This window comes from Flavobacterium magnum, from assembly GCF_003055625.1.
GTDB lineage: Bacteria > Bacteroidota > Bacteroidia > Flavobacteriales > Flavobacteriaceae > Flavobacterium > Flavobacterium magnum.
The window spans coordinates 1548666-1567976 of sequence record NZ_CP028811.1 but is presented as its reverse complement, the minus strand read 5'-3'; the positions used below and the strand labels follow the sequence as shown (position 1 = coordinate 1567976).

Here is a 19311-nt window from a genome sequence, read left to right as displayed (position 1 = left end):
TACATTATGAAACAATTTACCTCAATCATCCTCCTGCTGGTTTCGATCACCGCATCCGCACAACTGTATGTGGCACCAAATTATTATCTGTACGTCAGGAATGAAGTGCTTTTCGTAAAGCAGGACATCAGCCTGCAGTCAAATGGCAATGTGTTCCTGCGCAACGAAGCCCAACTGCTGCAAGGCACCGCCGGATCGTCTACGAATAAGGGAACCGGCAAATTGTCCGTGTATCAGGAAGGGACGTCGGACAATTTCGAATACAATTACTGGTGCTCACCGGTAGGCATTGCCACCAATACGGCAGGAAATGAAAACTTCGGGATTACAATGCTTGGTCGTCCCGTGACGGCCATTTCAAGCACGCCTGCGGTGATGATCAGCAACGACTCTGACGGCGTCGCCAATCCGCTTGCCATTTCAACGTATTGGATTTACAAATACCTGCCTGCGGTGTCGTCGGCATGGATTCCGGTCGGAAGCGCAACATCAATCGGGCCGGGCGAAGGCTTTACCATGAAAGGGACGGCGGGGACAGACAATAATGTTGTGGAAGGCAACGGCATTCCGAACAATCCCGGCGGGCTGGGCGCCCAACGCTATGATTTTTCGGGCAAGCCCAATGACGGAAATATTACAGTAACAGTGACCAACGGCAAATTCACGCTCACGGGAAATCCTTACCCCTCTGCCTTGCACGTCAACGCCTTCCTGCTCGACGCGGGCAATTCAGCGTGTACAGGCATCGCCTACTATTGGGAGCAGGACAAAACCCTCAACACGCACAATGTTGGTCAATATCGCGGCGGGTATGGCACTTATGCGCCCGTTTCACTGGCTTCTTCTGGGATTTATGTCCCCGCCACTTTCAACACCTATAATGCCGACGGAACCCTAAACACGACGGGTACTTCGTCAGGGCAAACCTATCCGAGGAAATACGCTCCGATCGGGCAGGGATTCCTGGTACAGGGTAACAGCAACGCCACCGTTACATTAAAAAATACGCAGCGTGTGTATTATAAGGAAAGCGGAAGCCTGTCAGATTTTGAAAGAATGGCGGTTTCCGATAGCTTGGCAGGCCAACCTGTTTCCCACCTTAAGCTGAACGCAATGCTCGACAACGGCTTTTCAAGGCAACTCGCGCTGGCCTTTCCACCGGATGCCACCGATGGCGCGGATCGCGGAATCGACGCCCCTTTAGCCGCTGCGCTTCCCGATGATGCGTACTTCCTGATTGACAACAATCCATATGCTATTGATGGCGTTGCTTTCGATGTCAATAAAAGGATCAACATAGGCGTGACCTCGACACACGATGGCACGGTAACATTTTATATCCCGGAAACAGTGGACTTCCCGGACGGGCAGCCTGTCTACATCTATGACGCGTTGGACGATTCGTATCACGACATTCTTAGTGATTTTTACGAAGCAAGCCTCAGTTCAGGAGATTATCATAACCGGTTCCAGGTTACATTCGCTGCCGATAACTTAGGCACTGCCGGCAATGTTCCCGATAAGGCGCTGCTTGTAAGACAGGACAATCAGGCCAGGGTGTTGCGTATCCTGAATCCGAACCGGGTGGCATTTGATGCCGTGACTGTTTTCGATATGAGTGGCCGGGCCGTCAGCAGCGCGCAAGCGTCACAAACAACCATGACTGAAATCCCGACAACTACCTTGAGCAGCGGAGTTTACATCGTCAGGATTACAGAGGCCGGCCAATGGGTTAAAACACAAAAAGTGCTGATTTCCAATTAGCCTATTTGAAATCTTGCAACTATCAGGCCTAAAGCTATAACGTAGACGACTTAAAAAAATCGGAATTTTACCGGACTAAAACCAAAATATTATGAACGTTAAAAGACTCTTCGGCACCATCCTGACGATTCTCGGAATCATCGGACTTATTTACGCGGCAGTCGTTTTTGCCAACACGGGAGGTGGCGTCCGCGACATCAAAGCCCTGACAATTTACGGCATTCTCGGCATAGTGTTTTTCATCGCCGGCATCGGCCTTGTCAAAACCACGAAAGACGAATCCTAAACCAGGACAGCTTAAAATCACAACAAACCATCATGCGGCGCAGGCCAATTGATGGTTTTTAGATTTAAATATTACCGGCACACTTGCAGGCTTTTGGATAATCGGTATCTTTACAGCCGTTTTTTGGCTTATCGCCAAATATAAATCCGAAGAAACAACCGATAATTATGAATTACGCAGAAAATATCCTTGGAACCATTGGAAATACCCCGCTGGTTAAGCTCAATAAGATAACCGCAGAAGTCGACGCACTGGTCCTGGCCAAAGTGGAGACATTCAATCCCGGAAATTCGGTGAAAGACCGTATGGCTGTAAAAATGGTCGAAGATGCCGAAGCGGACGGACGGCTGAAGCCGGGCGGCACCATCATCGAGGGCACCTCGGGGAATACCGGAATGGGACTCGCATTGGCGGCCATCGTCAAAGGATATAAATTAATCTGCGTGATCACCGATAAGCAATCAAAGGAAAAAATGGACATACTCCGTGCCGTGGGTGCCAAGGTCATCGTCTGCCCAACAGATGTGGAACCCTCCGATCCGCGGTCTTATTATTCTGTTTCCAAAAGACTCGGTGAGGAAACCCCGAATTCCTGGTACGTGAACCAATACGACAACCTTTCGAATTCACTCGCGCATTACGAATCTACCGGACCCGAAATCTGGGAGCAAACCGGCGGGAAGATCACGCATTTCGTAGTGGGCGTCGGGACCGGCGGGACCATATCCGGAGTCGCGAAATACCTCAAGGAGAAAAATCCGAATATCAAATGCTGGGGAATCGATACGTACGGCTCAGTATTCAAAAAATATCATGAAACCGGGATTTTTGACGAAAACGAAGTGTACTCGTATATCACAGAAGGCATTGGCGAGGATATCCTGCCAAAGAACGTCGACTTTTCGCTGATCGATGGTTTTACGAAGGTTACCGACAAGGACGCCGCGGTATACCAGCGAAAACTGGCGCTTGAGGAAGGCATCTTCGTGGGCAACTCGGCCGGTTCAGCCGTCAAAGGACTGTTGCAGCTTAAAGAGCATTTTACCCCGGAGGATGTCGTTGTCGTGCTTTTCCACGATTCGGGAAGCCGCTATGTGGGCAAAATGTTCAACGACGACTGGATGCGCGAACGCGGTTTCCTCGATGAGGAAATCACGAAGGCCGAAGATGTGATTAAGGACCATATTGACAAACCGCTCGTGATTGTGCGTACAGAGGAATTGGTGTCGCACGCCATTGAACGGATGCGCAAGTACAAGATTTCGCAGATTCCGGTAATCGACATCAATGGATTCGTGGGTTCTGTCGATGAGACGGATTTGTTCCAAAGCTACATCGCCGACAAGCATGTTGCCGAAAAACCCATCAGGGAAGTGATGGGAAAACCATATCCTATCGTCAAAGCCGGCACGTTGATCGAGGAGGTTTCGAGACTCATCAATAAGGAGAATCAGGCCGTTCTGGTGGAACTGGGCAACGGAAAGCACCACATCATCACCAAATACGATATCATCGGGGCGATAAAATAAAGGGGTATTAACGGACAATGGGCAACCGGTTTTGGGGATGCGAATTGTCCGTTGCCATTTCCTTTTTATTTGTACATTAGCGTAACAGACGCCAAGTACAAATTTATACGCCATCCAAATGAAAGAAGATTTCCTGCACTACGTGTGGAGATATAAAAAATTCCCATTAACGGGCCTAGCCACGACTTCGGGCGAAACCCTTGAAATTTTTAACACCGGTCAATACCTCCGGCGCTCAGGACCGGATTTTTTTAATGCGCAGATCATTATTGGCACCCAGAGATGGGCCGGCAATATTGAAATCCACCTCAAATCCAGCGATTGGTACCTGCACCATCACCATCATGACGCCGCTTACGATGGTGTCATTTTGCACGTTGTATGGCAACACGATGCCGCCATTTTCCGAAAAGACAACACCGAAATCCCCACCCTGGAACTCCGCCATCACATTGCACCCACACTGCTCCGGAATTATGAGTCGCTCATTCACCCTAAATCGTGGATTTATTGCGAAAAAGAGCTGACTTCCATCGATCCGTTTATCTTAGGCAACTGGATGGAACGGCTATTTCTCGAGCGGCTGGAACGAAAATCCGGGGCCATACTGCAATTGCTTGACCGCTACACCGGCGATTGGGAGGCAGTGCTTTTCTGCCTGCTGGCCAAAAACTTCGGACTGAATACGAACGGCGCCGCATTTTTAGAAATGGCAGAATCGATTCCGTTTCCGGTCATAAGGAAGGAACGGTTTGAAATTACCGCACTTGAAGCACTCTTTTTCGGCCGCTGCAACCTGTTGGCCGGCAAAAAACAAGATCAGTATTTTGGCGAATTGCAATCGGTTTTTGACTACCTCTGCGACAAGCACCGATTGGTACCCATTGCCGTCGAGCCGCTCCAGTTCTTCCGTCTGCGACCTGACAATTTTCCGACCATCCGCCTGGCGCAGCTTGCGATGCTTTACCATAAGAAGCCACATCTTTTCACCGATTTGGTGCACGCTGCAGACAGTTCGGCCATATATGATTTGCTTCAAGTCCAGGTGTCCCCGTACTGGCAGGAACATTATCAGTTTGACCGCGAAAGCCCGTTTAAGCGGCGCTACCTATCGCGCTCGTTCATGGATCTGATAATCATAAACACGGTCATCCCTTTCCGATTCGCTTATGCAAAGAAACAGGGAGCAGATGCGCTGGAAATCCTTATGGCACTTTTACAGTCGATGGCACCCGAAAGCAACAGCATCCTGGACCACTTCTCGACCTTCGGCATCAAACCAAAAAATGCTTTTGAATCGCAATCGTTACTGGAACTCAAGCAGGCGTTTTGCGACAAAAGCCGTTGCCTCGAATGTGCCATTGGAACGGCACTGCTGAAATCATAGCTATCATGGGTTCGGATATACCGCAATCTTGTGCGTCCGCAGCAGGTATTTGGAAAATTCAGAATTTTTGTATTGCTGGAAAATAATCGCGCGCGAAGCCTGTTTCGGCATGTGGCATTCGACACAATTGCCTGCGAGACGCTTCAGAGACATGATTTTAGTAGTCTCCGAATTATGCGATGGCGATGTATGGCAACCCACGCACACCGGCGTAAAGTAATCCGGACCCTGTTTCTTCCCATCATGCGGATCATGGCAGGTCGTACAATTCAGGTTGTTGCTGGCTGTAAAGCACTTGCTTTGTGAGAGCAATCCATATTGGTTGCCATGAACCTCCGGATTGTCGGACTGCGGCTTGAGCCAGTAATCTGCAAAGGCATCTCCGAACCTGAAACTGAAAATCGACTTGATTTTCACGCCGCTGACGCCCGAATGGCATATAGCGCAGGCATCAAGCTTCTGCCGGTTCGTTAACGCGCTGTATTTTGTAATGGCGAAGGGTTGTTTCTCGCCCGGAAACTTAAGGTGGTGGGTGACATGCTTTTTCGCCGGACCGTGGCATCTTTCGCAATCAATCCCGAACACGATGGTCTTTGGGTCAATGACGTCTTCTATGTCGCCTGTCATGAAATTGGTCTTTTCAGACGGGCCGCGCCTCACGCTGCTGCTTGCATTCGAGCTGTGACACGCATAACAATCCTTGACGACCTTACGGTCTAATTGCGGCCGCACCGACGAAAATCCCGGGCTGGTTCCCCAATTTTGCACTGACGTATAGTAAGAGACCGGCAATTCGTAGGTGTTTCGGTTTTCCCAATACACCGAGGTCTGTGCATGCCTCGAACCGAATACAATCCCGACAGGAAACACTTTCTGTTCCTTTCCGTTCTCGTACAACACATGGCAGATGCTGTCGCCACGGCGTTCCATGGCTATTTTCGTTCCTCCGTCATACACGAAAGCGTTATGTCCTTCGCTGAAATTCCCCAGCACATTTTCGGGTGTTCCGGGCGCCGTGGCATTATAATGGGCATGGGTCAACTCAGCTTCATGAGTCGGCTTATGACATTGGATACAGCTTTGCGATCCGGCATAATCGGTGCCACGCGGATCGAAATACTCGGCGTCCTTATCGGTGCAGTTGAATAACAGCAGCGAAAAAATATAAAGCAGGAAAAACTTTTTCATCGTCGTAAATGTAAGTTTTTTTTGATACTCAGCGTCACCGGGTTTGTTTATACAACGCGTGTGAAAAATTCCGATAAAAATCTTATTTTTGTTTCAAACCACAGCACATGTCAATCGTCATCAGGCTTAAATATTTCTTCGAAAGGCACGGTTTCAATGCCGCATCACGGCTTGCTGACAAACTGGGTATGCGCGCAAGCAGCGTCCGCCTGTTCTTCATTTACATTTCGTTTGTGACGGCCGGACTCTGGTTCGGCGTCTACCTGACACTCGCATTCTGGATCCGGCTTAAGGATTTGATCCGGGCCAAGCGGACATCTGTTTTCGATCTCTGAAACTTTAAACGCCAAATATCATGTTATCCACGCCATTCAAAAACTTCTTCCACTTCACCGCCGCACAACGTTTTTCACTGATATTCCTGCTTTCGCTGGCCACTGCATTGCAATTGTTCTATGTGCTCGCTGATTTTACGCCGAATGAGACTCCGTCCGCAGACAAGACCAGATGGCTGGCCCTGCAACAGCGTGTCGACTCGCTCAAGGCCATTTCCAAAAATGTGAAACCGGTGATGTATCCTTTCAACCCGAACTTCATCACTGATTTTAAAGGTTACAAACTGGGCATGTCGGTAGCGGAAATTGACCGCTTGCTGGCGTTCAGAAAGAAAAACCTGTATGTGAATTCAGCCGAGGAATTTCAGCAGGTTACCAAAGTGTCCGATGCACTGCTTGCGAAGATAGCCCCTTATTTCAAATTTCCGGATTGGGTTCGAAATAAGAAAAACCTCCCGGATCACCGTCCTTTCAATCCTTCCGAAGCGCACAAGAAGCCGCTCACGATGAAGGACATCAACGAGGCAACGCAGCAGGATTTGATGGAAGTGTATGGCATCGGGCCGGCGCTTTCGGAGCGGATCCTGAAAGAAAAGGAAAAGCTGGGCGGATTCCTCACCATGCAGCAACTCGATTTTATCTGGGGCCTGTCACCGGAAGTGATCGCGCGTGTAAAAACTTCATTCCGGATCGGCACGATGCCCGCGGTGGTTAAAGTTCCCATTAACACGGCTACGATTAAAGAGCTGTCGAAAGTCCCTTATATGAATTACTACACCGCCAGGTCGGTTGTGACCTTCCGCAGCATGAATGGCGAAATCCGCGGCGCTGAGGATTTGGCAAAAATCAAAGATTTTCCTGTTGAAAAATTAGAGATAATTGCCTTATATTTGGAATTCTAAAAAAATCACTACAAAAACCAGTATTTATAATATGAATTCGACATACTTTTCAGAGGAGCATGACCTGTTTAGAAAAAGTTTACAGGACTTTTTGCAAAAGGAAGTGGTTCCACATATTGAAAAATGGGAAGCTACGGGAACTATCGAACGCTTTATCTGGAAGAAATTCGGGGAAATGGGCTTTTTCGGCATCAATTATCCTGAGGCTTACGGCGGCATGAACCTCGACCTGTTCTATACGGTAATTTTTCTCGAAGAACTTCAGAAAATAAGGTCTTCGGGCTTTGCGGCAGCCATGTGGGCGCACGCTTACCTTGCGATGACACACCTGAATGCGGAGGGTGATGAGCGCATCAAACAGCAATACCTCGCACCGAGCATTTCAGGCGATAAGATTGGGGCACTGTGCATCTCGGAACCCTTTGGCGGCAGCGATGTCGCCGGAATGAAGACCACAGCGACAAAAAAAGGCGACACCTATATTATTAACGGTTCGAAAACTTTCATCACCAACGGCGTCTACGCGGATTATTACGTGGTCGCCGCCAAAACAAGCCCTGAACTGGGTAATAAAGGCATCAGTATTTTTGTGATGGACACGAATCTCAAAGGGATTTCGGCAACCAAGCTTGATAAGCTGGGCTGGAGGGCTTCCGATACCGCCGAAATTGCTTTCGACAATGTGGAAATCCCGGCGGAAAACCTGATGGGCGAAGAAGGAAAAGGCTTCCCTTACATGATGCAGCATTTTGCACTCGAACGCCTGATTATGGCAATCAATGCACACGCCCGTGCAGAATATGCGATTGATTATACGATAGGCTATATGTCAGAACGTGAAGCGTTTGGAACGACAATCGACAAATTCCAGGCCTTGAGGCATACCATGGTGGACCACGCGACGGAAGTGGCGCATTGCAAGCTGTTTAACTACGCAACCGTAGCTAGGCTTGACAAAAAAGAATATGTTGTTATGGAAGCCAGTATGGCGAAACTGAAATCCACGAAAGTTGCCGACGACACCATTTACGGTTGCCTGCAGATGCTTGGCGGCTATGGGTATATGGAAGAATATCCGCTGGCACGCCTGTTACGCGACAGCCGATTGGGGCCTATCGGCGGGGGCACGTCTGAAATCATGAGGGAGATTTTGGCGAAAATGATTTTTGACAAGCGACAGTACGAGCCGGCGGTAAAGTAAAACCCGTCATCTGAGGCCGATAATAAAGATTGTCCGAAAAAAGTTATTTTTTGGATTGCGAGTTACAAATTTATGTATACCTTTGCGGCCTTAACGAGAGGAGGTGTCTATATTATGTTGATTATACCAATTAAAGACGGAGAAAATATTGATCGCGCACTGAAGCGCTACAAAAGGAAGTTTGACAAGACCGGAACTGTTCGTCAGTTGCGCGCAAGACAAGCATTCATCAAGCCATCTGTAACGCACAGGATGAAAATCCAGAAAGCAGCTTACATCCAGAACATGAAAGACAGCCTGGAAAGCTAACATTTCGTTTCTGAAAATTATAGTACCGTTAGTCATCAAAGTTTAATACTTTTGGGGCTAACGGTTTTTTTTATGTTGGAAATCAGGAAATCATTTGGCGATTATCTTTCGAAGGAACGCAATTATTCCCCGCACACGTTACTGGCATATGACCGTGATGTGGAAGCTTTTGGCGAATTCCTGCTTGCCAATTTCGGACAGGACAACCTGATAGACGTCAACTACAGCCAGGTGCGCAGCTGGATTGTTTCCCTGGTCGAAGGCGGCATCTCCAACAATTCGGTGAACCGGAAAATTTCCTCGCTCAAGGCTTTTTATAAATTCCTGTTGAAAACGCGGCAGATCGACACGAGTCCGCTACTCAAGCACAAGGCCCTTAAAACCCCGAAAAAGATCCAGATCCCTTTTTCTGAAAAAGAACTGGACGCTGTACTGCACCAGATTCAATATCCTGAAGGATACGAAGGCCTGCGTGACCGGCTGATTATCGACCTTTTCTACACAACCGGAATCCGCCGCACCGAATTGATTACCCTAAAACTCCAGCACCTCGACTTCGCCAACGGCACGCTTAAGGTTTTAGGAAAAAGGAACAAGGAGCGCATCATTCCGGTTTTGCCAATTATTTCCCACCAACTCCACACCTATATAAAGGAACGCGCTAACCTACAGGAAATTAAAGATCCCGAATTTGTTTTCCTGACGTTAAAAGGGGTTAAATTAAGCGATTCACTTGTGTATCGGCTAATAAATGATTACTTTAGTAATGTCTCCGAAAAGGTAAAAAAGAGTCCGCACATCCTTCGACACACGTTTGCGACGCATTTACTGAACAACGGGGCGGATTTAAATTCGGTCAAGGAATTGCTCGGACATTCCAGCCTTGCGTCGACGCAGGTGTACACCCACAACAGTTTGGCAGAACTGAAAAAGGTATACGGGGAAGCCCATCCGAGGAACCGGCGGCAATCCTGACAATGTTTAACAATTAAAATTTAGATTATGAAGGTAAATGTTCATGCAGTTAACTTTACTGTTGACAGAAAGCTGGTGGATTTCATTCAGGAAAGAATGGACAAATTGGAAAAGTATTATGACAAGGTGGTCTCATCCGATGTTTTCCTCAAAGTGGAAAAGACAAGCGACAAGGAAAATAAGATAGCGGAAATTAAGATCCATGTCCCCGGGGATGAATTCCTGGTAAAGAAACAGTGTAAGACATTTGAAGAAGCGGTCGACCTTTCGATAGAGGCTGCGGAGCGGCTACTGGTAAAACGGAAGGAGAAAATCCGAAGCTATAGCTAATCAGAATTTTTTTTTAAAAATGTTTTGATTAACAAACAAAAACATATACATTTGCAGTCCGTTAGAAATAGCGGACTTTTTTTATTGTCAATGCCGGTGTAGCTCAGTTGGCTAGAGCAGCTGATTTGTAATCAGCAGGTCGTGGGTTCGAGTCCCTCTATCGGCTCATAAAAGTTATTTTAAAAGTGGATTCCGTTTGGAGAAACTGAAAATTTAAAATAGCCCAAGTTCTTAAAATATTGGTTAAAAACGGGGAGATACTCAAGCGGCCAACGAGGGCAGACTGTAAATCTGCTGTGAGAACTTCGCAGGTTCGAATCCTGCTCTCCCCACATAATTTTTGTCTTAGATGCCTTTTCGAATCTCAAGTTTCAAAAAACAGCTAATCAAAAATTCGGCGCAGGTTCATCAGCATGGATACCCAACGGAAGTGACGTATACTCCAGATGAATCGACAGCCATATAAAAGGTTTACAAAAAAGTGGGGCGTCAAGCCCGGACTTACGATAAACGGAATCTTCAAAAGCGACTGTTACAAGCCGCCCGCGAAGGTCTCGGAACCTCAAATTTCAAATTCAGGGCAGCTTCCACTGGTCACGGGTTTGAAATTGGGGTTTAACCTTGCCGGTGTAGCTCAGGGGTAGAGTGCTTCCTTGGTAAGGAAGAGGTCACGGGTTCAAATCCCGTCATTGGCTCAATTTAGTACAATTGAACACTAATATTATTATATAACTAAGATTAAAAATTAAGTAAAATGGCAAAAGAGAATTTTAATCGTTCCAAACCGCACTTGAATATCGGTACTATTGGACACGTGGATCACGGAAAAACTACTTTGACCGCTGCTATCACTAAAGTAATGGCTGAAGCTGGTTTCTCTAAAACTGCTGCTAAATCTTTCGACCAGATTGATAACGCACCTGAAGAAAAAGAAAGGGGTATTACCATCAATACTTCACACGTAGAATACGAAACAGCTAACCGTCACTACGCTCACGTTGACTGTCCAGGTCACGCGGATTACGTAAAGAACATGGTTACCGGTGCTGCGCAGATGGACGGTGCTATTCTTGTAGTTGCCGCTACTGACGGACCAATGCCACAAACCCGCGAGCACATCCTTTTAGGACGTCAGGTTGGTATTCCAAGGATCGTTGTATTCATGAACAAAGTGGATATGGTTGACGATGCTGAGCTTTTGGAGCTTGTTGAAATGGAAATCCGTGACCTTTTGTCTTTCTACGAATATGATGGCGACAACGGACCAGTTATCCAGGGATCTGCTTTGGGTGGATTGAACGGAGATGCTACCTGGGTTCCAAAAATCATGGAATTGATGGAAGCGGTTGACAGCTGGATCGAAGAGCCGGTACGTGACGTAGCGAAGCCATTCCTTATGCCTGTTGAAGACGTATTCACCATCACAGGACGTGGAACTGTTGCTACAGGCCGTATCGAAACTGGTGTTGCCAACACAGGTGATGCTGTTGAAATCATCGGTATGGGTGCAGACAAACTGACTTCTACAATCACTGGAGTTGAGATGTTCCGTAAAATCCTTGACCGTGGAGAAGCTGGCGATAACGTAGGTCTTCTTTTGAGGGGTATCGACAAGTCTGATATCAAAAGGGGTATGGTTATCATTAAGCCAGGATCTGTAAAGCCACACGCTAAATTCAAGGCTGAGGTTTACATCCTGAAAAAAGAAGAAGGTGGACGTCACACACCATTCCATAACAACTACCGTCCACAGTTCTATGTACGTACAACTGACGTGACAGGTATCATTTCTTTGCCAGCAGGTGTAGAGATGGTTATGCCAGGTGACAACTTGACAATCGATGTATCTTTGTTGAGCCCAATCGCGATGAGCGTAGGTTTACGTTTCGCTATCCGTGAGGGTGGTAGAACAGTAGGTGCAGGTCAGGTAACTGAAATCGTAGAATAATTTTATTCACAATACCAGGAAAACCAGCAGTGTCCCTTGATGCTGCTGGTTTTTAATACGGGCGTAGTTCAAGGGTAGAATAGCGGTCTCCAAAACCGTTGATGGGGGTTCGAATCCCTCCGCCCGTGCCATTAAAAAACAAATGATAATGAAAGTAGTTAATTATATATCAGAGGCGTTCGAAGAGTTGAAAACCAACGTGACCTGGCCGGAGTGGGCAGAAGTACAACGCCTTACTATTGTAGTTGCTGTTTTTTCAGTGTTGTGTTCACTCGCCACATGGGGCGTGGATCAGGGCTTCACAAAATTACTGAGTGCGTTTTTCAGCGCCGTTAAATAATAAATACTTTGGCGATGTCAGAAAATAATGTGAAAAAATGGTACGTTGTCAGGGCGGTAAGCGGCCAGGAGAATAAAGTAAAGAACTATATCGAGACTGAGATCAACAGGCTGGGTATGGGTGATTACATCTCCCAGGTGTTGGTGCCTACCGAAAAAATAGTACAGGTTAGGGATGGCAAGAAAATCACCAAGGATAAAGTATATTTTCCCGGATACGTGATGATCGAGGCAAACCTTACCGGTGAAATTCCGCACATTATCAAGTCTATAACGAGTGTTATCGGTTTTTTAGGCGAAGTTAAAAACGGCGATCCGGTGCCTTTGAGGATGTCAGAGGTGAACCGCATGCTCGGAAAAGTTGACGAACTGGCTGTTAAGACCGATTCTCACGCGATTCCTTTCAATATGGGTGAAACTGTAAAAGTGATCGATGGCCCATTCAATGGTTTCAATGGAACAGTTGAAAAAATCAACGATGAAAAGCGTAAACTCGAAGTGATGGTGAAAATTTTCGGAAGAAAGACACCTTTGGAACTGAGCTTTATGCAGGTTGAAAAAGTATAATTTGTTACACTATTATAATAACCGCAGGAATCTGCTTCCACAGACAACTGCACATTTTTTAAACAATGGCTAAAGAGATTAGTAAAGTAGTTAAACTACAAGTTAAGGGAGGCGCCGCGAATCCATCGCCGCCGGTTGGACCTGCTCTTGGAGCTGCTGGTGTAAACATCATGGAATTCTGTAAGCAGTTTAATGCGAGGACCCAGGATAAAGCCGGCAAAGTGTGCCCAGTACAAATTACTGTGTACAAGGACAAATCGTTCGATTTCGTCGTAAAGACTCCACCAGCTGCCGTCCAGTTAATGGAAGCTGCAAAGCTTAAGGGAGGTTCGGGAGAACCAAACCGTAAAAAAGTCGCCAGCGTTACCTGGGATCAGATCAAAGCGATCGCAGAGGACAAAATGGCTGATTTGAATGCATTCACTATGGAGTCTGCTATGAGCATGATTGCTGGTACAGCAAGATCAATGGGTATAACTGTATCGGGAGAATCTCCTCTAAACAAAGCTTAAGACATGGCAAAATTGACAAAAAAGCAAAAAGAGGCTGCTTCAAAGATTGAGAAGAACAAAATGTATTCTTTAAAAGATGCTTCTGCATTGGTTAAAGTAATCGCTTCTGCAAAATTTGACGAGTCTGTGGATATCGCCGTAAAATTAGGCGTTGACCCAAGAAAAGCAAACCAAATGGTAAGGGGTGTCGTAACACTTCCGCACGGAACCGGTAAGGACGTAAGGGTTTTGGCCCTTGTAACTCCGGATAAGGAAGCTGAAGCTAAAGCGGCCGGTGCTGACCACGTAGGTTTAGATGACTACCTCCAGAAAATCAAAGACGGCTGGACGGATATCGATGTAATCATCACGATGCCTGCCGTAATGGGTAAATTAGGTCCTTTAGGACGCGTATTGGGTCCACGTGGCCTGATGCCAAACCCAAAAACCGGAACAGTAACCATGGACGTAGCGAAAGCTGTAGCTGAGGTAAAAGCCGGTAAGATTGATTTCAAGGTAGATAAGACTGGTATCGTACACGCCGGTATCGGAAGGGTTTCTTTCGGAGCGGACCAGATCGTGGACAATGCCCATGAAATTATTCAAACATTAATTAAACTGAAGCCAACTGCGGCAAAAGGCCAATACATCAAAAGCATTCACTTGTCAAGCACAATGAGTCCTGCGATTGCCCTGGATCCTAAAGCCGTCTAAGCAGTAAAAGATTTTTAATATGACTAGAGAAGAAAAATCAATCGCAATTGAAAATTTAACTGCACAGTTAGCCGGTAGCAATACCGTGTATATGGCAGATATTTCAGGACTTGACGCTGAAACGACTTCAAATCTGAGAAGGGCTTGCTTTAAAGCAGGCATCAAATTGGAAGTGGTAAAAAACACCTTGCTTGAAAAAGCAATGGAAGCGTCAGACAATAACTATGAGGATTTGTCAACGATTTTAAAAGGAAACACCGCGATCCTGCTTTCAGAGACTGCTAACGCACCTGCAAAGATCATCAAGGAATTCCGTAAAAAATCGGACAAGCCTATCCTTAAGGGAGCTTACATCAATTCCGAAATCTACATCGGTGACAACTTACTCGATTCATTGGCTTCATTGAAATCGAAAGAAGAAGTGATCGGCGAAATCATCGGATTGCTTCAATCGCCTGCCCAAAGAGTTATTTCAGCTCTTAAGAACCAGTTCAAGGACGAAGAGGCAGCTTAATTGGTAAGCACATTCACAAGCGCACAATAATAAATTATATTTTACAAATCATTTTAAACGATAGAAAAAATGGCAGATTTGAAACAATTCGCAGAACAATTAGTTAACCTTACAGTTAAAGAAGTTAACGACTTAGCTACAATATTAAAAGACGAGTACGGAATTGAGCCTGCTGCAGCTGCAGTAGTAATGTCAGCTGGTGGCGGTGATGCCGGTGCTGCTGAAGAAGCTCAGACTGAATTCAACGTAATCCTTAAAGATGCAGGTGCTTCTAAACTGGCTGTTGTGAAATTGGTAAAAGAACTTACCGGTTTAGGTCTTAAAGAAGCTAAAGAAGTAGTGGACAGCGCTCCAAGTTCAGTGAAAGAAGGTGTTTCTAAAGAAGAGGCTGAAGGCCTGAAAAAAGCTTTAGAAGAGGCCGGAGCTGTTGTTGAGCTTAAATAGTACAACTCGGTTTTGAAAACTAGGTTTAGGTCTTGGACACGCTTCCAAAGGCCTAAACCATTTTTCGTATAATAAAATTATATCCTGGATTTTATTATAAATACCACCTCAGGACACCCAAACAACTTTAGCCCATACGAAGAAAGAAGTTTACTAACAGATACTATAGTTTACTTTTAAGAGGTATGGATTATCAAAAAGAAAGTATCAATCAAAACAGTGTTTTTACACAAAAACTACTTTTTTTTAATCAAAATTTTGTCCATTGATGATAACAAATCAGACTGAAAGATTGAATTTTGCCTCGACCAGGAATATCCCCGACTATCCGGATTTCCTAGATATTCAGGTCAAATCCTTCAAGGATTTCTTCCAACTGGAAACCAAATCCGACGAAAGAGGCAACGAAGGGCTCTATAACACCTTCATGGAAAACTTTCCAATCACTGACACCAGAAACCAATTCGTACTGGAGTTCCTTGATTATTTTGTTGATCCGCCACGTTATACCATTCAGGAATGTATTGAGCGAGGATTGACATACAGTGTGCCTTTAAAAGCCAGGCTAAAACTGTATTGTACCGATCCGGAGCATGAGGATTTTGAAACTATTGTACAGGATGTGTACCTCGGTACGATCCCTTATATGACGCCAAGCGGTACGTTTGTCATCAACGGCGCCGAGCGTGTGGTTGTATCTCAATTACACCGTTCACCGGGCGTGTTCTTTGGACAGTCGTTCCACGCCAACGGAACCAAATTATATTCTGCCCGTGTCATTCCGTTCAAAGGATCATGGATTGAATTTGCAACCGATATCAACAGCGTCATGTACGCCTATATCGACCGTAAGAAAAAATTACCTGTAACCACCCTATTCCGCGCCATCGGTTTTGAAAGAGACAAGGATATCCTTGAAATCTTCGACCTTGCTGAGGAAATCAAAGTGTCTAAAACAGGACTGAAGAAATACATCGGACGCAAATTAGCGGCGCGTGTATTGAATACCTGGCACGAGGATTTCGTGGACGAGGATACCGGCGAGGTAGTGTCTATCGAGCGTAACGAGATCATCCTTGACCGTGATACGATTATCGACAAGGATAACGTAGAGGAAATCATCGATGCCAACGTAAAATCGATTCTTTTGCACAAAGAAGATGCAAATCAGGCTGATTATGCCATCATCCACAACACTTTGCAAAAAGACCCGACCAACTCTGAAAAAGAAGCCGTCGAGCACATCTACCGTCAGCTGCGTAATGCAGAACCACCTGATGAGGAAACCGCTCGTGGCATCATCGATAAATTGTTCTTCTCTGACCAGCGCTACAACTTAGGTGAAGTAGGCCGTTACAGGATGAACAAAAAACTGAACCTTGATATCCCAATGGAAAAGCAGGTGCTTACCAAGGAAGATATCATCACTATCGTAAAATACCTGATCGAACTGATCAACTCTAAGGCAGAGATTGATGATATCGATCACTTGTCAAACCGTCGTGTACGTACTGTTGGGGAACAACTTTCTGCACAGTTCGGCGTCGGATTGGCGCGTATGGCACGTACGATCCGTGAAAGGATGAACGTTCGTGATAATGAAGTATTTACACCGATCGATTTGATCAACGCTAAAACTTTATCATCGGTAATCAACTCTTTCTTCGGGACAAACCAGTTGTCTCAGTTTATGGACCAAACCAATCCATTGGCTGAGATCACGCACAAAAGAAGGTTGTCTGCCCTTGGACCTGGTGGTCTTTCGCGTGAAAGGGCCGGATTTGAGGTACGTGACGTTCACTATACACACTACGGCCGTTTATGCCCGATTGAAACACCGGAAGGACCAAACATCGGTTTGATTTCCTCACTTGGAGTTTATGCGAAAGTAAACGGGATGGGCTTCATCGAAACCCCTTACCGTAAAGTGACTGACGGTAAAATCGACATCAATGCCGAACCGGTTTACCTGAGTGCAGAAGAAGAAGAAGGCAAATTGATTTCGCAGGCCAACATCGAAGTGGGCGCTGACGGAACCATCCTTGCCGATAAGGTAATTGCCCGTGAGGAAGGTGACTTTCCGGTTGTCGATCCGCACAGGATTGATTATGCCGATGTGGCGCCAAACCAGATCGCTTCGATCTCGGCTTCCCTGATTCCGTTTTTGGAGCATGATGATGCGAACCGTGCGTTGATGGGATCAAACATGATGCGTCAGGCCGTACCATTGCTGCGTCCTGAAGCCCCGATTGTAGGAACAGGCCTTGAAAGACAGGTGGCTTCTGATTCCCGTGTATTGATTAATGCAGAAGGCCACGGAACCGTAGAATATGTCGATGCCAACATCATCACCATTAAATACGACCGTACGGAAGAAGAAAGAATGGTCAGTTTTGACACGGACGAGAAGACCTACAACCTCATCAAATTCCGTAAAACGAACCAAAGTACTTCGATCAACCTGAAGCCGATTGTAAGAAAAGGCGACAGGGTAATTCCCGGACAAGTACTTTCTGAAGGTTATGCTACCCAAAACGGAGAGCTTGCCTTAGGAAGAAACCTGAAAGTGGCGTTCATGCCATGGAAAGGGTACAACTTCGAGGATGCGATCGTGATTTCTGAGAAAGTAGTTCGCGACGACATCTTTACTTCTATCCACATCGATGATTATTCATTGGATGTTCGTGATACGAAATTGGGTAATGAAGAATTGACCAACGACATCCCGAACGTTTCTGAAGAGGCAACCAAAGACCTTGACGAAAACGGTATGATCCGTATCGGTGCTGAAGTGAAACCCGGTGATATCCTTATCGGAAAGATTACCCCAAAAGGAGAATCAGATCCGACTCCGGAAGAAAAACTGCTTCGTGCGATCTTCGGTGACAAAGCCGGTGACGTGAAAGATGCATCATTGAAAGCTTCTCCTTCTTTACATGGCGTTGTATTAGACAAAAAACTGTTCGCAAGAGCGGTAAAAGATAAAAGAAAACGTACCAAAGACAAGGACGATTTGGGTTCCCTGGAAATGGAATTCGAAACCAAATTTGTTGAACTGAAAGACAAACTGGTTGACAAATTATTCCTTATTGTTAATGGTAAAACCTCTCAGGGTGTAATGAACGATCTGGGTGAGGAAGTACTGCCAAAAGGCAAGAAATATACCCAGAAAATGCTGAACGCTGTAGAAGACTTCGCTCACTTAAGCAAAGGACAATGGGTTGCAGATGAGGAAACCAATAAAATGGTGAACGACCTGATCCACAACTACAAAATCAAACTGAATGACCTTCAGGGTGCTTTGAGGAGAGAGAAATTCACGATTACCGTAGGAGACGAATTGCCTGCAGGAATCCTGAAACTGGCTAAAGTATACATCGCTAAGAAACGTAAACTGAAAGTGGGTGATAAAATGGCGGGACGTCACGGTAACAAAGGTATTGTGGCCCGTATCGTACGTCACGAAGACATGCCGTTCCTCGAAGACGGAACGCCGGTCGATATCGTATTGAACCCGCTGGGTGTACCTTCGCGTATGAACATCGGTCAGATTTACGAAACGGTATTGGGTTGGGCCGGTATGAACCTTGGCAAGAAATTTGCAACACCGATTTTCGATGGCGCAACGCTTGACCAGATCAACGAACTCACAGACGAAGCCGGAATTCCACGTTTCGGGCATACTTACCTGTATGACGGAGGAACCGGAGAGCGTTTCCACCAACCTGCAACCGTCGGTGTGATCTACATGCTGAAACTGGGGCACATGGTTGATGATAAGATGCACGCCCGTTCAATCGGACCGTACTCACTTATCACGCAGCAGCCTCTTGGAGGTAAGGCACAGTTCGGTGGACAGCGTTTCGGAGAGATGGAGGTTTGGGCACTCGAGGCTTATGGTGCGTCAAGCACGCTTCGTGAAATCCTGACCGTAAAATCAGATGACGTGATCGGAAGGGCAAAAACTTATGAATCGATCGTGAAAGGCGAAACCATGCCGGAACCGGGACTTCCTGAGTCATTTAACGTATTGATGCACGAATTGAAGGGTCTTGGACTTGACATTCGTTTGGAGGAATAAATAAGTT

19 protein-coding genes and 4 tRNA genes are annotated in these 19311 nt (G+C 46.2%); 22 read left to right on the top strand and 1 reads right to left on the bottom strand.

Annotated elements, in window-relative coordinates:
• Positions 1-6: 6 nt before the first annotated feature.
• The 4 genes from HYN48_RS06455 (at position 7) to HYN48_RS06440 (ending at position 4966) form a co-directional block, all read left to right on the top strand.
• On the top strand, positions 7-1764 hold the full coding sequence (locus HYN48_RS06455; protein ID WP_108370330.1) for a T9SS type A sorting domain-containing protein: 1758 nt from the start codon (positions 7-9) through the stop codon (positions 1762-1764).
• 91 nt (positions 1765-1855) lie between these two features.
• Entirely contained in the window at positions 1856-2050 is a 195-nt protein-coding gene (locus HYN48_RS06450) for a hypothetical protein (RefSeq protein WP_108370329.1), read from the top strand.
• Between the two features lie 167 nt (positions 2051-2217).
• On the top strand, positions 2218-3579 hold the full coding sequence (locus tag HYN48_RS06445) for a pyridoxal-phosphate dependent enzyme (protein ID WP_108370328.1): 1362 nt from the start codon (positions 2218-2220) through the stop codon (positions 3577-3579).
• Positions 3580-3697: 118 nt separating this feature from the next.
• The gene (locus tag HYN48_RS06440) at positions 3698-4966 is read left to right on the top strand and encodes a DUF2851 family protein (RefSeq protein ID WP_108370327.1); all 1269 of its coding nucleotides are present in this window, start codon (positions 3698-3700) and stop codon (positions 4964-4966) included.
• A 3-nt stretch (positions 4967-4969) separates the two neighbouring features.
• Here HYN48_RS06440 and HYN48_RS06435 read toward each other — a convergent pair whose 3' ends face one another.
• On the bottom strand, positions 4970-6154 hold the full coding sequence (locus HYN48_RS06435) for a multiheme c-type cytochrome (protein ID WP_108370326.1): 1185 nt from the start codon (positions 6152-6154) through the stop codon (positions 4970-4972).
• 107 nt (positions 6155-6261) lie between these two features.
• Between HYN48_RS06435 and HYN48_RS06430 the strand changes: the two genes are divergently transcribed.
• The 18 genes from HYN48_RS06430 (at position 6262) to rpoB (ending at position 19304) form a co-directional block, all read left to right on the top strand.
• The gene (locus tag HYN48_RS06430; RefSeq protein ID WP_108370325.1) at positions 6262-6489 is read left to right on the top strand and encodes a PspC family transcriptional regulator; all 228 of its coding nucleotides are present in this window, start codon (positions 6262-6264) and stop codon (positions 6487-6489) included.
• Between the two features lie 20 nt (positions 6490-6509).
• Positions 6510-7391: a helix-hairpin-helix domain-containing protein gene (locus tag HYN48_RS06425; RefSeq protein ID WP_108370324.1), complete on the top strand. Its 882-nt coding sequence runs from the start codon at positions 6510-6512 to the stop codon at positions 7389-7391.
• A gap of 31 nt (positions 7392-7422) precedes the next feature.
• Positions 7423-8592, top strand: a complete 1170-nt coding sequence (locus HYN48_RS06420; RefSeq protein ID WP_108373434.1) for an acyl-CoA dehydrogenase family protein — start codon at positions 7423-7425, stop codon at positions 8590-8592.
• A gap of 114 nt (positions 8593-8706) precedes the next feature.
• Positions 8707-8901 carry a 30S ribosomal protein S21 gene (gene rpsU, locus HYN48_RS06415; protein WP_108370323.1) on the top strand — a complete coding sequence of 65 codons (195 nt, stop codon included), beginning with the start codon at positions 8707-8709 and terminating at the stop codon, positions 8899-8901.
• Between the two features lie 72 nt (positions 8902-8973).
• Complete coding sequence (locus HYN48_RS06410; protein ID WP_108370322.1) at positions 8974-9876, top strand: tyrosine-type recombinase/integrase; 903 nt, start codon at positions 8974-8976, stop codon at positions 9874-9876.
• 27 nt (positions 9877-9903) lie between these two features.
• Positions 9904-10206 carry a ribosome hibernation-promoting factor, HPF/YfiA family gene (gene hpf / locus HYN48_RS06405; protein WP_108370321.1) on the top strand — a complete coding sequence of 101 codons (303 nt, stop codon included), beginning with the start codon at positions 9904-9906 and terminating at the stop codon, positions 10204-10206.
• 92 nt (positions 10207-10298) lie between these two features.
• Positions 10299-10372: transfer RNA gene (locus HYN48_RS06400), tRNA-Thr, on the top strand.
• Between the two features lie 85 nt (positions 10373-10457).
• Positions 10458-10538 (top strand) — tRNA-Tyr (locus HYN48_RS06395).
• 291 nt (positions 10539-10829) lie between these two features.
• Positions 10830-10901: transfer RNA gene (locus tag HYN48_RS06390), tRNA-Thr, on the top strand.
• 59 nt (positions 10902-10960) lie between these two features.
• Positions 10961-12154, top strand: coding sequence for an elongation factor Tu (tuf, locus tag HYN48_RS06385; protein WP_108370320.1), 1194 nt, complete (start codon positions 10961-10963; stop codon positions 12152-12154).
• Positions 12155-12211: 57 nt separating this feature from the next.
• Positions 12212-12285: transfer RNA gene (locus HYN48_RS06380), tRNA-Trp, on the top strand.
• Between the two features lie 14 nt (positions 12286-12299).
• Entirely contained in the window at positions 12300-12494 is a 195-nt protein-coding gene (gene secE / locus HYN48_RS06375) for a preprotein translocase subunit SecE (protein ID WP_108373432.1), read from the top strand.
• A gap of 14 nt (positions 12495-12508) precedes the next feature.
• On the top strand, positions 12509-13060 hold the full coding sequence (gene nusG / locus HYN48_RS06370; RefSeq protein ID WP_108370319.1) for a transcription termination/antitermination protein NusG: 552 nt from the start codon (positions 12509-12511) through the stop codon (positions 13058-13060).
• Between the two features lie 65 nt (positions 13061-13125).
• A complete protein-coding gene (gene rplK, locus HYN48_RS06365; RefSeq protein ID WP_108370318.1) occupies positions 13126-13572 on the top strand; it encodes a 50S ribosomal protein L11 in 447 nt (148 codons plus the stop codon).
• A 3-nt stretch (positions 13573-13575) separates the two neighbouring features.
• Positions 13576-14265: a 50S ribosomal protein L1 gene (rplA, locus tag HYN48_RS06360; RefSeq protein ID WP_108370317.1), complete on the top strand. Its 690-nt coding sequence runs from the start codon at positions 13576-13578 to the stop codon at positions 14263-14265.
• Between the two features lie 19 nt (positions 14266-14284).
• Positions 14285-14779 (top strand): 50S ribosomal protein L10, encoded by a 495-nt coding sequence (rplJ, locus tag HYN48_RS06355; protein ID WP_108370316.1) that lies wholly within the window; start codon positions 14285-14287, stop codon positions 14777-14779.
• 69 nt (positions 14780-14848) lie between these two features.
• Positions 14849-15223 carry a 50S ribosomal protein L7/L12 gene (rplL, locus tag HYN48_RS06350; RefSeq protein WP_108370315.1) on the top strand — a complete coding sequence of 125 codons (375 nt, stop codon included), beginning with the start codon at positions 14849-14851 and terminating at the stop codon, positions 15221-15223.
• 268 nt (positions 15224-15491) lie between these two features.
• On the top strand, positions 15492-19304 hold the full coding sequence (rpoB, locus tag HYN48_RS06345) for a DNA-directed RNA polymerase subunit beta (protein WP_108370314.1): 3813 nt from the start codon (positions 15492-15494) through the stop codon (positions 19302-19304).
• The last annotated feature ends 7 nt before the right edge of the window (positions 19305-19311 follow it).